The sequence below is a fragment of the Dyella sp. LX-66 genome (assembly GCF_018599165.1).
Classification (GTDB): Bacteria; Pseudomonadota; Gammaproteobacteria; order Xanthomonadales; family Rhodanobacteraceae; genus Dyella_D; species Dyella_D marensis.
In genome coordinates this window covers 98,561-112,704 of sequence record NZ_JAHFVJ010000012.1, presented here as the reverse complement: position 1 = coordinate 112,704, position 14,144 = coordinate 98,561, and the positions used below count along the sequence as shown (strand labels likewise).

The following is a 14,144-nucleotide window of genomic DNA, read 5'->3' as shown; positions in this document are numbered from 1 at the left end:
TGAATCCTTCCAACGCAAGACGCCCACACAAGTCACCTGCGCACACTGTCAAAGATCAATCACTTGCGATCCATTCTTCTGAATCGCCCCGAGACGTTTCGTCCCGGGTGAGCCGCCCATTCTACATTGTCTTTCCGGTCCGTCAACACCTGCAGCGAAGTTTTTCTTGCTGCCGTTGTTGCCGTTGCGGGGAAGCCGTCGCGGCGGGGAGGCGAATAATAGGGAGGGGCTACCGGCCTGGCAAGCCATTTCGTGAAGTTTTTTTCAAATTTCTCGTAAGCGCTTGTTCTTTCACGGATCGATGCGCGGCAAAGCCGCGCGGCGGCCGTTGCGGCCGCCGCGCGAGCCTCAAGCCAGCTTCAAGGCGACGCGGGCGAAGTTGCGCTTGCCGATCTGCAGCACGCCTTCGAAGCCAGGGCCGAACGTGCGCTGCGCGTCTTCCACTACTTCCGAGTCGATGCGCACCGCACGTTCCTTGAGCTTGCGGTTCGCCTCCGCATTGCTGGGCGTCAGCCCCGCCGCGGTCAGCAGCGCCGGCAGGCGCAGGCCTTCCGCGGGCACGGCGATCTCGGTCAGCGGCAACAGACTGGTATCGCCCTCCCCGCGCACCACCGCGTGCCAGCCGGCAATCGCCTGCTCCGCCGCGGCCGCGCCGTGGAAACGCGCCGCCAGCTCGCGCGCCAGGCGCAGCTTGGCGTCGCGCGGATTGAGCGCACCGCTGGCCACTTCGCTCTTCATATGAGCGAGCTCATCGAGCGACACCTCGAAGCTCAACAGCTCGAACCAGCGCCACATCAGCTCGTCGCCGATCTTCAGCGTCTTGGTGACGATGTCGATGGCCGGCTCATTGATACCGATGTAGTTGCCCAGCGACTTGGACATCTTCTGTACGCCGTCCAGGCCTTCCAGCAGCGGCATGGTCAGCACGATCTGCGGCGGCTGCCCGTGATGCTCCTGCAGCGCACGCCCCATCAACAGATTGAACTTCTGGTCGGTGCCGCCCAGCTCCACATCGCATTGCAGCGCCACCGAGTCGTAGCCCTGCACCAGCGGATAGAGGAATTCGTGGATGGCGATCGACTGCTGCGCCGCGTAGCGCTTGGCGAAGTCGTCGCGCTCCAGCATGCGCGCCACGGTGTGCTGCGCGGCCAGGCGGATCATGTCGGCCGCGCTCATCTTGCCAAACCACTCGGAATTGAAGCGCAGCTCGGTCTTGTCGCGGTCCAGCACCTTATAGACCTGCTCGGCATAGGTCTCGGCGTTGCGCAGCACGTCCTCGCGGGTGAGCGGCTTGCGCGTGACGTTCTTGCCGGTCGGGTCGCCGATCATGCCGGTGAAGTCGCCGATCAGGAAAATCACCTGGTGGCCCAGGTCCTGGAACTGCCGCATCTTGTTGAGCAGCACGGTGTGGCCCAGGTGCAGGTCCGGCGCGGTCGGGTCGAAGCCCGCCTTGATGCGCAGCGGACGCCCGGTCTTCAGCCGCTCGACCAGATCCTCCTGCTTGATGATTTCGTCGGCGCCGCGCGCGATGGTGGCCAGCGCCTGCTCAAGCTCGCTCATGTAGTCCTCAATTCCGGTTGTTTGATGGTCTGGGGAAGCGACGACCATCACGTCGAGAGGTTAATTGTGCGTTAATCAGAAAATTCACGCAAACCCTTGATGGGAAAGGCGTTGACGCACTTTGCACAGGGCCGTTATGGTACGCGGCATTACATAAATCTGTACCGCGGGGCACACGGGGCATGGGAGAGGCGAACAAGATCGCGCGCACGGCGCGCAAACAGGCTATTCGCCGTAAGGCGCAGCGACGCCACTCCCACTTCTACGAACGCTTTTCGCACTGGTCCTTCAGCAACCATAGCGAGGCCGAGCCGATCCGCTGGCATCGCGAACGCTGGATGCTCGCCGGCACCGCACTGCTGCTCACCGCGCTTTCCGGCTTCATCATTCCCGCCTGGGCCAGCGCGATGCGGCCCGATCCGGTTTCTTCCGCGCACGCTCTCATGCCGCTGGCCCTGCCCAAGGCGCTGCCGACCACGGTGCGCACGCCCACGGTGGAAGACTGGCGCATCGTGCAGGTGCAGCCGGGCCAGACGCTGTCGGACATCTTCCAGGGCCAGGGCCTGAGCCTCACCGACCTGCAGAACGTGATGGACCAGGCCGGCGACGCCGCCAAGGCGCTGCACAACATCCGCCCGGGCCAGGAATTCGACTTCCTGCTGTCCAGCGACGGCGGCCTGCGCGGCATCCGCTTCGACAAGGACGAAGCCAGCCGCGTCATCGTCCGTTTCGACGGCAGCAAGCCGAGCATGATGGCGCAGGCGCGCGAAGTGGAACGCCGCGAGCACGTCGTGCACGGCGCCATCGACAGCTCGCTGTTCGCCGCCGGCGCCAAGGCCGGCATGAGCACGGCGATGGTGCTGAAGCTGGCCGACCTCTTCAAATACGACATCGACTTCGTGCAGGACCTGCGCGAAGGCGACACCTTCACCGTCATCTACGACGACATCTACCGCGACGGCGCCTACCTGCACGAAGGCGAGATCGTCGCCGCCGAATTCGTCAACCAGGGCGAGCGCTACACGGCGTATCGCTTCAAGAAGGACGACGGCTCCTACGGCTGGTTCAGCGAGGACGGCCGCCCGATCCAGAAATCCTTCCTGCGCATCCCGGTCGACTTCACCCGCATCTCCTCGCAGTTCAGCGCGGCGCGCATGCACCCGGTGCTGGGCCTGATGCGCGCGCATAAGGGTGTGGACTACGCCGCGCCCACCGGCACGCCGATCCATGCGGCGGGCGACGGCGTGATCAAGTTCAAGGGCTGGATGAACGGCTACGGCAACTTCGTGATCATCCAGCACAACAGCTCGATCAGCACCGCCTACGGCCATATGTCGAAGTTCGCCAGCGAGCGCGTGGGCCAGCGCGTGAGCCAGGGTTCGGTGATCGGCTATGTCGGCATGACCGGCCTGGCCACCGGCCCGCACCTGCACTACGAATTCCGCGTCAACGACGTACAGCGCGACCCGCAGAAGGTCACCTTGCCCAAGCCCGAGCCGCTGCCGGCCGTGCAGCTGGCCAAGTTCAGGTCGACGGTGGTGCAGCCGCAGCTGGCCCGCCTGAAGGCGCTGGACGCCAACGTCAAGCTGGCCCGCGTGGATGGCGCCAAGCGCAACGACGACTGAGCCGCGACTGCACGTGGCTGAGGCTCCCTCGCTTTATATCGGCCTGATTTCCGGCACCAGCGCGGACGGCATCGACGCCGCGCTGGTCCGCTTCGAACAGGACCGCCCCGAACTCGTCGCCGCCCTGGTCCATCCGTGGCCGGCGGAACTGCGCGCGCGCATCCTGGCGGTGGCGCAGGACGAAACGCGGCTGGACCTCGACGCCTACGGCCGCCTCGACGTCGCCATCGGCACCTGCTTCGCCGAAGCCACGCTGCGCCTGCTGGCCGACAGCGGCACGCCTGCCGCCACGGTGCGCGCGGTGGGCTCGCACGGACAGACGCTGCGCCACCGGCCGCAGGGCGAATATCCTTTCACCCTGCAGGTGGGTGACCCTTCGGTGATCGCCGAGCGCTGCGGCATCGACGTGGTCGCCGATTTCCGCCGCGCCGACGTCGCCGCCGGCGGCCAGGGCGCGCCCCTGCTGCCGGCCGTGCACGCCATGCTGCTGGGCGCGGCGGGGCGCACCCGCGTGGTGCTCAATCTCGGCGGCATCGCCAACATCACGGTGCTGCGCGCGGATGGGCATGTGTTCGGCTTCGATACCGGCCCGGCCAACGGCTTGATGGATGCGTGGTGCCTGCGCCACCGCGGCACGGCCTACGACCGCGACGGCGCTTTAGCGCTGAGCGGCACCGTCGATGCGCAGCTGCTGGCTGCCTTGCTGGCCGATCCCTACTTCGCGTTGCCCGCGCCCAAGAGCACCGGCCGCGAACACTTCCACCTCGCCTGGCTCGATCGGCATGCGCGCGTCGCCGCACTGCCGCCGGCCGACGTGCAGGCCACCCTGCTGGAACTGTCCGCCCGCAGCGCGGCCGAGGCGATCGCGCGGCACGCGCCGGATGTCTCGGAGGTATTGGCCTGCGGCGGCGGCGTGCATAACGGCGCGCTGATGCGGCGCCTGGCGGCCCTGCTCGACCCGGCACGGATGCGCAGCACGGCGGAAGAAGGGGTGGATCCGGATTACCTGGAAGCGACCGCCTTCGCCTGGCTGGCCCGGCAGCGCCTGCTCGGACGGCCCGGCAACCTGCCCGCGGTCACGGGCGCACGCGGCCCGCGCGTGCTCGGCGCGGTCTACCCCGCGCCGCTCTGAATGCCCTAGCCGCCCAGCGGTTCTTCGGACAAAGCGAGCTGCGAGGGCGACAGCTGTGTGGGCTGCGCCATCGACAGCGCCTGCACGGCTTCCTGGAAGGCGGCTTTCTCGCGCGCATCCCACTGGCCGCTGAGCACGGTCAGCTCGCCCGGGTCGAGCATGGTCTCGGCAAACACATTGCCGCTCGGCGCCATGCCCAATCCGTGGCGCAGTGCATGCAGCACCACGTCATTGATCGACCACTGGCGGTCCTTGGCCAGCGACTTGATGCGCTCGGCCATGAGATTGTCGATATGGCGAATCACGATGTCCGGCACAGGCGTTACTCCGTCTGTCCACGCATGGGCCCCCTGACCGTCATCATGGTGTACAGGCGGCGGCCGGCTTGCAAGTCGGCCATCCGGGGGAATCCGTGGCTAGGTTCGCACTCGTGCGGCGAACGCCATCGCAGTTGCGGCCCGGAACCTCGATCAGCCCGTGCCGCGGGCCCGTTCTTCCGCGCGGTAGTGCGGCCACAGATACAGGAACAGCGCGGTGGCCGGCAGCACCGCGATCACGGTGATCACGAAGTAGGTGCCGTAACCGGTAGCCGTGGCGATGCCGCCGGCGAAGAAGCCCAGCAGCTTGCCCGGCAGGTTCACCAATGAACTGAGCAGGGCGTACTGCGTGGCGGTGTGCTGGCGATTGACCAGCGAGGACAGGAAGGCCACGGTCGGCGGCCCCAGGATGCCCAGCGTCAGGTTCTCGCCGGAGATCACCAGGGTCAGCACCAGCAGGTTGCCCGGATACATGATCACCAGCAGGTACAGCAGGTTGCTGGCGCCGCACAGCACGATGCTGGCGCCCAGCGTGCGCCACGCGCCCCAGCGCGCCACTGCGGCGCCGCCGATGAACACGCCGAGGATGCCGATCCAGATGCCGTAGATCTTGGTGATGGTGCCGATCTCGGTCTTGCTGAAGCCCATGTCGCGGTAGAACGGGCTCATCACGCCGCCGATGGTGGCCTGCTCCGGGATCTTGAACAGCAGGATGAAGGCCAGCGTCACGCCCGCCAGCAGCCAGCCGTAGCGGCGGAAGAAATCGGTGAACGGATCCACCACCGCCTCGCGCATGGCCTCGCCCCAGTTGCGCGGCGCCTGGCGGATCACCTCCGGCTCGCGCGCCATCAAGGTGGTGAGGATGGGCAGGCTCATGCCGATCGCCATCGCCACATACACCCACGGCCACGGCACGTGGTCGGCCAGGATCAGCGCCAGCGCGCCCGCCGCCAGCAGGCCGATGCGATAACCCAGCGCATAGGTGGCCACGAGCGCGCCCTGCGCCTCCACCGAGGCGATCTCGATGCGGTAGGCGTCCACCGCGATGTCCTGGGTGGCGCCGAAGAACGCCACCACCAGGGTCGCCGCGATAAACGGCCCCAGATTGGCCGGCGTCAGCGCAGCCATCGCCAGCAGGCCGCCGGCCACCACCAGCTGCGAGAACAGCAGCCAGCCGCGGCGCTGGCCCAGTCGGCGGAACAGCGGCAGCTTCCAGTGATCGAGCAGCGGCGCCCACACGAACTTGAACGCGTAGAACATGCCCGCGCTGGCGATCATGGTGATTTCTTTCAGCTCGACGCCCTTTTCCTTCAGCCAGTAGGCCAGGGTGCCGGCCACCAGCAGGAACGGCAGGCCGGAGGAAAAGCCAAGCAGGCACATGGTCCAGGCGGCCGGCTGGGAAAACGCCTGCCATACCGATGGACGCCTGGGTGACTGCGCGCCGGGCTTCGCCGCCGGCTCAGTCGGCATAGTCGACCGTATAGGGCGCGTGGTCGGAGAAGCGCTCGTCGCGATAGACCGAGCAGCTCTTCAGGCGCTTGTGCAGCGACGGCGTCACCACCTGGTAGTCGATGCGCCACCCCACGTTGTTCTCGCGCGCGCGGCCGCGGTTGGACCACCAGGTGTATTCCACCGCGTCGGGCTTGATCGCGCGGAAGCTGTCCACCCAGCCGCGCTGCTTGAACAGCAGGTCCAGCCAGGCGCGCTCCTCGGGCAGGCAGCCGGAGTTCTTCTGGTTGGAGCTCCAGTTCTTGATGTCGTCCTTGGTGTGCACGATGTTCCAGTCGCCGCAGATGACGTAGTCGCGGCCGCTTTCCAGCCACTGCTGGAAGATCGGCGTGATCCATTCCATGACCTGGAACTTGAACTGCTGGCGCTCATCGCCGGAGGAACCCGAAGGCACGTACAGCGACACCACGCTCAGGTTGCCGAAGCGCGCCTCGATATAGCGCCCCTCGTCGTCGAACGGCGCCCAGCCCAGCGAAGTCAGCACCTGGTCCGGCTCGCGCTTGGCGTAGATCGCCACACCGCTGTAGCCCTTCTTGGTGCTGGCGTCGCGGTAGAAGCAGTGGTGGCCGTCGGGGCGGAACATCGGGTCGCTGAGCTGATCTTCCTGCGCCTTGGTCTCCTGCAGGCAGACCACGTCGGCCTTCTGCTTGCGCAACCAGTCGAACACGCCCTTGGTGGCGGCGGAGCGGATGCCGTTGGCGTTCAGGCTGACGATGCGCATGCGAGGTCCTCGGTGGATACGCCATCATAGCAACCATGTCCGAATCGCCCGCCATCCGCGTCGCGCCTGTCGCGCCCGCGTTCCGCCCCGCCGTGCTGGCCCTGCGCGTGCATCCCGACCAGTACGCCTTCGTCAGCCCGATCGAGGCCTCGCTGGCCGATGCGGAGCAATGCCACGGCAGCACGCCGATGGCGATCCTGCACGGCGATACGCCGGTGGGCTTCTACCGGATCGAACAGCACGCCAGCACGATCGCCGAGCGCGACTACGCCGTGCCCGCGCTGGGCCTGCGCTCGTTCTTCATCGGCGCCGACTGGCAAGGGCGCGGCTTCGGCGCCGCCGCCGTGCCCGCGCTGGTCGCCGACCTGGCCACGCGCCATCCCGATGCCCGCCTGCTGGTGCTCACCGTCAACTGCCGCAACCTGCCCGCGCTGGCCCTGTACCGGCGCGCCGGCTTCGAGGACAGCGGTGAGCTGTACCATGGCGGGCGTTCCGGGCCGCAGCATCTGATGTGGCTCCAGCTGCCCTGAATCCGCTTTCCTTTCGACGAGAAACCGCCGTGCACGACTACCAGCGCGACTTCATCGAACTCACCCTGCAGCGCGACGTGCTGCGCTTCGGCGAGTTCACGCTCAAATCCGGCCGCCAGAGCCCGTACTTCTTCAATATGGGCCGCATCGATTCCGGCGCCGCGCTGGCCCGCCTGGGCCGCGCCTACGCCTCGGCGCTGGTGAACTCGGGCGTGCCGGTGGACATGCTGTTCGGCCCCGCCTACAAGGGCATCCCGCTGGCCGCGGCCACCGCCATCGCGCTGGCCGACGAGCATGGGCGCGACCTGCCCTGGGCCTACAACCGCAAGGAAGCCAAGGACCATGGCGAAGGCGGCGTGCTGGTCGGCGCGCCGCTGCAGGGCCGCGTGCTGATCGTGGACGACGTGATGACCGCCGGCACCGCCGTGCGCGAATCGCTGGCGCTGATCCGCGCGCAGGGCGCCACGCCAGCCGGCGTGCTGATCGCGCTGGACCGCCAGGAGCGCGGCACCGGTGCGCTGTCCGCCGCGCAGGAGGTAGCCGCCGACTACGGCATCCCGGTCATCGCCATCACCAGCCTCAGCGACGTGATGGCCTACGCCGGCGAGCGGCCGGAGCTGGCGGACGAATACGAACGCTTGATGGCGTATCGGGAACGCTATGGCGTGGCGGCCTGAGGCCACGGGGCGAACGGCGTCACATCCGCAAACATGCCTGAGCCGGACCATGCAGGGGCGAAGGCTATACTCCCAATTCACAGGGGGAATTCCATGCGTCGAACCAGTCTGATCCTAGCCGCCGTCATCGCGGTCGCCTGCGCCCATGCGCAGACGGAAAACACCAACGGCATGCGCTACAAGTGGCGCGACGGCCAGGGCCTGCCGCACTACAGCGACAGCCTCACCAGCGAAGCCATCAAGTACGGCTACGACGTGGTCAACGACCGCGGCCTGGTGATGCGCCACGTCGAGCGCCAGCTCAATCCCGAGGAGCGCGAGGCCGCCCGCAAGGCCGCCGAGGAACAGGCCGCGCAGCAGCGCGCGGCGCAGGATCGCTCGCGCAACGACTCGCAGATGCTGGCCGCCTACCCCAACGAGGCCGACTACAAGGCCTCGCTGCAGCAGGAAATCGACAATATCGACCAGCAGATCCGCACCACCCAGATCAACCTGCACAGCCAGGAAAAAGCGCTGACCGACCTGCTCACCCGCGCCGGCGACATGGAGCGCGCCAAGCAGGCGGTGCCGAAGTTCCTCAACGACAGCATCGCCAAGCAGCGCAACGTGGTGGCCGGCCAGCGCGCCGCGCTGGACCGCCAGCAGGCCGCCCGCGACGCGGCCAGCACCCGGATGACCACCCAGCTGCAGCACTACCGCGATCTGAAAGCCGCGCAGAACAAGAAGTAAGCCGGCTCCAAAGAAAAACGCCACGCAATGCGTGGCGTTTTTTTATGCCTGGGACCGAAGCCCCGCGGATCAGAACGGCAGCTTCAGCGCCGGATCCACCGCATGCAGCTGCTCGCGGAACACCTGCTGGATGCGCTTGAGCGCCGCGTCGTTGTCCGCGTCGAAGCGCAGCACCAGGATCGGCGTGGTGTTGGACGGGCGCACCAAGCCCCAGCCGTCCGGCCAGTCGGCGCGCACGCCGTCGATGGTGGTCAGCGCGGCATCGCCGAAGGTGGCGCTCTGGCGGAACTTCTCGATGAACTTGTAGTGCTCGCCTTCCTGCATCTCGATCTTCAGCTCCGGCGTGGAGACGCCCTTGGGGCAGGTGGCGAAGATCTCTTCCGGCGTGCGCTCTTCCAGGTCGCCGGCCAGGATCTCCAGCAGGCGGGCGCCGGCGTAGATGCCGTCGTCGAAGCCGTACCAGCGCTCCTTGAAGAAGAAGTGGCCGCTCATCTCGCCGGCCAGTTCCGCGCCGGTCTCGCGCATCTTGCTCTTGATCAGCGAGTGGCCGGTACGCCACATCAGCGGGCTGCCGCCGGCGTCGAGGATCTGGCCCTTGAGATGCCCGGTGCACTTCACGTCGTAGATGATCGTGGCGCCCGGCTGGCGCGACAGCACGTCACGCGCGAACAGCATGAGCGTGCGGTCGGGGAAGATGATCTCGCCCGTCTTGGTCACCACGCCCAGGCGGTCGCCGTCGCCGTCGAAGGCCACGCCGAGATCCGCGCCGGTGCTCTTCACCGCCAGGATCAGGTCTTCCAGGTTGTGCGGGTCGGAAGGATCCGGATGGTGGTTCGGGAAGGTGCCGTCCACGTCGCAATACAGCGGGATGATTTCGCAGCCGATGCCTTCGAGCACCTGCGGCGCCACCGCGCCGGGGATGCCGTTGCCGCAGTCGACCACCACCTTCATGCGGCGGCCGGCCTGCACGTCGGAGGTGATGCGCTCGACATAGTCCGGCACCACGTCGATATGGCGCAGCGAACCCTTGCCGCCGCGCTCCAGCTCGTTGGCGGCGATGCGGCGGTAGAGGTCCTGGATGGCGCCTTCGGACAGGGTCTCGCCGCCGACCACGATCTTGAAGCCGTTGTAGTCCGGCGGATTGTGGCTGCCGGTGACGGCCACGCCGCTGCCGGTGTTGAAGCGGTAGGCCGCGTAGTAGACGACCGGCGTCGGCACCGCGCCGACGTCGATCACGTCGATGCCGGCCTCGCGCAGGCCGTCGGACAGCGCGCCAGTAAGCTCCGGACCGGACAGGCGGCCGTCGCGGCCGACCACGATCTCGCGCAGGCCCTTCTCGCGCATCACCGTGCCGATGGACTGGCCGAGCAGGCGCGCCACATCGACGGTCAGCGACTTGCCGACGATGCCGCGCACGTCGTACGCGCGGAAGATCGTCGGGTCCACCGTGACCGGACCAGGCGCCGGTGCGGCGGGCTTGGCGGGGCGGGCTTCCGGCTTGGCCGGCTCGGGCGTGTTGTCGATCAGGTCGGACAAAATCGGTTCCTCGTATGAAGTCTTGTGCTTGCCAAGGCTGAGGCCGGGAACGCGGCCGCGCAGCCACAGCAGATAGATGCCGCCGCCCAGTCCCAGCAAGGCCAGCAGGGCGGCCAGCGGCCACGACCTCGGCAGCACGATGTAAGCCGCTGGCAAGGCGGCGACCACGCTCAGGTTGCTGCCCGCCACCGGCTTGCCGGTGGATTCGCTCTGCGCGGAGGCGGAGCCATGGGCGAGCAGCTGCAGGTCGCCGCGGCCGTGGTCGTCGCCCTGGCGAAGTTCCAGTCTGCCGCTTCCCGGCGGAACGGCGTTGAAACGTTCCTCCAGCGGAGCGAACGGAAGCTCGAACAGCACCCACGCGCCCGGCCGCTGGCGCGAGCCCATCGGCAGCACGAAGCTCAGGCGGCGGTCGCCGGTGCCCTTGGGCAGGGTCTGCGCCAGCGTGTCGCCATCGGCGGTCTGCGCGGCCATCAGCTGCGCGGCCTTGGCGTAGCCGAAGTCGCGGTAGTTGGCGTGCAGCACTTCGTCCAGGCTGCCGCTGTAGAACTCCACCGCCTGGGTTTGCGGCAGCTTGCCGCGCAGCAGGGTGGCTGCGTAAGCGTGGTCGGCCTGGGTGGCGGCGGGGTCGAGCGCGTCAAGCTGCTGCTGCAGGGTGTGGCGTTCGCGGGTCAGTTCTTCGGCCAGCGACTGCGCCACCTGGTCCTGCGCGCGGTGCACGCGCTCAATCGCGGCGCCTTCGTCGGCGATCAGCCAGGTCTGCCAGGCGCAGAACAAACCGCTCACGACCAGCAGCGTGCCGCCGGCCAGCGGCAACAGCCGCCGCCAGTCGGACGCGCGCTCGCGCCATTCCATCGCGATGTCCATCGCCATCGTCCTGTCCCCTCTGCAGGCTCTCGAGTACTTAGTTGACGCCGGTGGAGCCGAAACCGCCTTCGCCCCTCTGCGAAGGCTTGAACTCCGTCACCACGTTCAAGCGGGCCTGCCCCACCGGCACCAGCAGCAGCTGGGCGATGCGGTCGCCCACTTCGATGGTGTACGGCTGCGTGCCGCGGTTCCAGCAGGAAATCATCAGCGGGCCCTGGTAGTCCGCGTCGATCACGCCTACCAGGTTGCCCATGACGAGCCCGTGTTTATGACCCAGGCCCGAGCGCGGCACGATCAGCGCGCACCAGAGCGGATCGCCGATATGGATGGCCATGCCGCTGGGCACCAGCGCGCTTTCGCCGGGGGCCAAGGTGAGCGGCGCATCGATCGCGGCGCGCAGGTCCATGCCCGCGCTGCCGACGGTCGCCGCCTGCGGCAGCGGGATGCTGTCGCCCAGCCGTGGATCGAGGATTTTCAGTTCGACGTCGACCAGGCCCGGCCGCACCGTCATGAGCGCACCGCCCGGTAACGCTGCGCGATGCTCGCCACCAGCTCGCGGGCGAGTTGTTCCTTGCCGGCGCGCGCCAGCTCCAGCGAGCCGCCGGGCCAGTACACGTTCAATGCGTTGTCGGCGGCCTCGAAGCCCAGGCCGTTGCCCACCAGGTTTGCGGCGATCATGTCCAATCCCTTGCGCCGGAGCTTGTCCTGCGCGTAATCCGCCACATCATGCGTTTCCGCGGCGAATCCGACCAGGAAAGGGTGCACGGTTTGCGCCGCCAGGCTGGCGAGGATGTCGGGATTCTCGGCCAGCGCCAGGGTCAGCCCGGCGCCGTCCTGCTTCTTGATCTTCTGTCCGGCCACGCTGGCCGGGCGGTAGTCGCCCACCGCAGCGGCGCCGACGTAGATGTCCGCCCCGGCGGTGGCGGCCAGCACGGCCGCGTGCATCTCGGCGGCGCTGCGCACGTCCACGCGGTGCGCCACGCCATGCGGCGTGGCCAGGTGCACGGGGCCGGCGACCAGGGTCACCTGCGCGCCAGCATCCGCGGCGGCGCCGGCCACGGCGAAGCCCATGCGGCCGGAGCTGCGGTTGCCGATGAAACGGACCGGGTCGATGTCTTCGTAGGTCGGCCCCGCGCTCACCACCATCTTCAGGCCGCGCAGCGCGCCGTCGCCGAAGGAGCCCACCAGGGCCGCGCGCAGTTCCAGCGGTTCGAGCATGCGGCCGGAGCCGATATCGCCGCAGGCCTGGTCGCCCGAGGCCGGGCCGAGCAGGTGCACGCCGCGGCGGCGCAGGGTATCGACGTTTTCCTGCACCGCCGGATGCGCCCACATCTGCTGGTTCATCGCCGGCGCCACGTACAGCGGCGCGGCGCTGGCCAGGCACAGCGTGGTGAGCAGGTCGTTGGCCATGCCGTGCGCGAGGCGAGCGATCAGGTCGGCGCTGGCGGGCGCAATGAGGATACGTTCGGCCCAGCGCGCCAGCTCGATATGGCCCATGGCCATCTCCGCCTGCTCGTCCCACAGGCTCACCCGCACCGCTTCGCCGGAGAGGGCCTGGAAGGTGGTGGCGCTGACGAAATGGGTGGCGCTTTCCGTCATCACCACGCGCACCTGGGCGCCCAGGTCGCGCAGGCGGCGGACCAGCTCGCAGGCTTTGTAGGCGGCGATGCCGCCCGACACGCCGAGCAGGATGCGACGGTTGGCAAGTTGCATGTAGGACAGGCCTGACAAACGGGCAGACGCCAAGCTTACCGGAATCGACTGCGTCTTCCGCTGCAGCCGCCGGCGCGCTTGCGGCATCGTGAGCGAATGAGCATTCGAGACTGGCCAGCCGGGGAACGCCCCCGCGAAAAACTGCTGCAGCAAGGCACGTCCGCGGTGTCGGATGCGGAGCTGCTCGCCGTGCTGCTGGGCAGCGGCGTGGCCGGCGCCGATGCGCTCACCCTCGGCCGCGAGCTGCTGGCCGAAGCCGGCGGCATCCATGCGCTGCTGGCCGACCCCTACAGCACCACGCGCATGCCCGGCATCGGCCCGGCCAAGCGTGCGCGGGTGATCGCCGCACTGGAACTGGCGCGCCGCTCCTTGAACGAGCAGTTGCGCTCGGGCGCCGCGCTGCGCAGTCCGCGCGACAGCGGCGACTTCCTGCGCGCCAAGCTGGGCCACCTGCCCTACGAAGTGTTCGCCTGCCTGTACCTGGACAACCGCCACCGCGTGCTGGCCTACGAGGAGCTGTTCCGCGGCACCATCGACGGCGCCAGCGTGCATCCACGCGAAGTGGTACGCGCCTGCCTCAAGCACAACGCCAGCGCGGTGATCTTCGCCCACAACCATCCGTCGGGCGTGGCCGAACCCAGCCTGGCCGACCGCGCCATCACCCGCAGCCTGCGCGAGGCGCTGCAACTGGTCGAGGTGCGAGTGCTGGACCACATGGTGATCGGTGCCGCCGAGCCGGTGTCGATGGCCTCGCTGGGCCTGCTCTGAGCGTGAGTGGGTGCCGTTTGACCCGGAAAGAATAACGGCGCGGTGGGGACCGCGCCGTCAGGCCGTTTTTGGGGAGGTGAGAGTAACGGCGTCTCGCATACCCGTCAGCGGGGAGGGTGCTTGGGGTACGGGCGGCATTGTGGCGGTGCGGCATGACAGGACCGTGACGTGCCAGCGGGCTCGGCCGGAAACCTGGCCGGCGCGACTTATGCACATCGGCCTCAGATGGCCGCTTAGCGGTCATTCCGTCGACATTCGTGAAATTGTCGATGCAAGCTGCTGATCTCATGTGGAAATTTAAGTGACATATACGTTTCCGCCGCGCAAAAACCCGCGACGCTCCCGACAGCCCTTACTTTCCCCACAGAGTTATCCACAGCCCCCGCAGCCGCGCCGCAGCATGCCCGCGCGCCGCCTTCCGCCGCCCCGCCCAGGCCTCGGAGCGGGCCGCCCCGCTCTGCTA

13 protein-coding genes are annotated in these 14,144 nt (G+C 68.0%); 6 read left to right on the top strand and 7 right to left on the bottom strand.

The window, feature by feature from the left end:
• Positions 1-348: 348 nt before the first annotated feature.
• Positions 349-1,560: a tyrosine--tRNA ligase gene (gene tyrS, locus KK141_RS19375; protein WP_214572742.1), complete on the bottom strand. Its 1,212-nt coding sequence runs from the start codon at positions 1,558-1,560 to the stop codon at positions 349-351.
• Positions 1,561-1,742: 182 nt separating this feature from the next.
• Between tyrS and KK141_RS19370 the strand changes: the two genes are divergently transcribed.
• Together KK141_RS19370 and KK141_RS19365 are read left to right on the top strand one after the other, a co-directional pair.
• A complete protein-coding gene (locus tag KK141_RS19370) occupies positions 1,743-3,185 on the top strand; it encodes a peptidoglycan DD-metalloendopeptidase family protein (RefSeq protein ID WP_214572741.1) in 1,443 nt (480 codons plus the stop codon).
• Entirely contained in the window at positions 3,160-4,317 is a 1,158-nt protein-coding gene (locus KK141_RS19365; RefSeq protein WP_214572740.1) for an anhydro-N-acetylmuramic acid kinase, read from the top strand. Before KK141_RS19370 ends, KK141_RS19365 begins: the two co-directional genes overlap by 26 nt.
• 5 nt (positions 4,318-4,322) lie before the next feature.
• Here KK141_RS19365 and KK141_RS19360 read toward each other — a convergent pair whose 3' ends face one another.
• The 3 genes from KK141_RS19360 to KK141_RS19350 form a co-directional block, all read right to left on the bottom strand.
• Positions 4,323-4,634, bottom strand: a complete 312-nt coding sequence (locus tag KK141_RS19360) for a hypothetical protein (RefSeq protein ID WP_167252768.1) — start codon at positions 4,632-4,634, stop codon at positions 4,323-4,325.
• Positions 4,635-4,787: 153 nt separating this feature from the next.
• The gene (locus KK141_RS19355) at positions 4,788-6,014 is read right to left on the bottom strand and encodes an MFS transporter (RefSeq protein WP_214572750.1); all 1,227 of its coding nucleotides are present in this window, start codon (positions 6,012-6,014) and stop codon (positions 4,788-4,790) included.
• A gap of 79 nt (positions 6,015-6,093) precedes the next feature.
• The gene (locus tag KK141_RS19350) at positions 6,094-6,864 is read right to left on the bottom strand and encodes an exodeoxyribonuclease III (RefSeq protein ID WP_214572739.1); all 771 of its coding nucleotides are present in this window, start codon (positions 6,862-6,864) and stop codon (positions 6,094-6,096) included.
• Between the two features lie 35 nt (positions 6,865-6,899).
• Between KK141_RS19350 and KK141_RS19345 the strand changes: the two genes are divergently transcribed.
• The 3 genes from KK141_RS19345 to KK141_RS19335 all read left to right on the top strand — a co-directional run bounded on the left by KK141_RS19345 (position 6,900) and on the right by KK141_RS19335 (position 8,800).
• A complete protein-coding gene (locus KK141_RS19345) occupies positions 6,900-7,394 on the top strand; it encodes a GNAT family N-acetyltransferase (protein ID WP_214572738.1) in 495 nt (164 codons plus the stop codon).
• Positions 7,395-7,423: 29 nt separating this feature from the next.
• Positions 7,424-8,071 (top strand): orotate phosphoribosyltransferase, encoded by a 648-nt coding sequence (gene pyrE / locus KK141_RS19340; RefSeq protein ID WP_167252771.1) that lies wholly within the window; start codon positions 7,424-7,426, stop codon positions 8,069-8,071.
• A 93-nt stretch (positions 8,072-8,164) separates the two neighbouring features.
• A complete protein-coding gene (locus KK141_RS19335) occupies positions 8,165-8,800 on the top strand; it encodes a DUF4124 domain-containing protein (protein WP_214572737.1) in 636 nt (211 codons plus the stop codon).
• Between the two features lie 69 nt (positions 8,801-8,869).
• Here the strand turns inward: KK141_RS19335 and KK141_RS19330 are convergent, their stop codons facing one another.
• The 3 genes from KK141_RS19330 to coaBC are packed head-to-tail and all read right to left on the bottom strand — an operon-like array spanning position 8,870 to position 12,913.
• Entirely contained in the window at positions 8,870-11,206 is a 2,337-nt protein-coding gene (locus KK141_RS19330; protein ID WP_214572736.1) for a phosphomannomutase/phosphoglucomutase, read from the bottom strand.
• 31 nt (positions 11,207-11,237) lie between these two features.
• Complete coding sequence (gene dut / locus KK141_RS19325) at positions 11,238-11,693, bottom strand: dUTP diphosphatase (RefSeq protein ID WP_214572749.1); 456 nt, start codon at positions 11,691-11,693, stop codon at positions 11,238-11,240.
• 14 nt (positions 11,694-11,707) lie between these two features.
• The gene (coaBC, locus tag KK141_RS19320) at positions 11,708-12,913 is read right to left on the bottom strand and encodes a bifunctional phosphopantothenoylcysteine decarboxylase/phosphopantothenate--cysteine ligase CoaBC (RefSeq protein ID WP_214572735.1); all 1,206 of its coding nucleotides are present in this window, start codon (positions 12,911-12,913) and stop codon (positions 11,708-11,710) included.
• A gap of 96 nt (positions 12,914-13,009) precedes the next feature.
• Here coaBC and radC point away from each other — a divergent pair, with 96 nt between their 5' ends.
• Positions 13,010-13,681: a DNA repair protein RadC gene (radC, locus tag KK141_RS19315; protein ID WP_214572734.1), complete on the top strand. Its 672-nt coding sequence runs from the start codon at positions 13,010-13,012 to the stop codon at positions 13,679-13,681.
• The last annotated feature ends 463 nt before the right edge of the window (positions 13,682-14,144 follow it).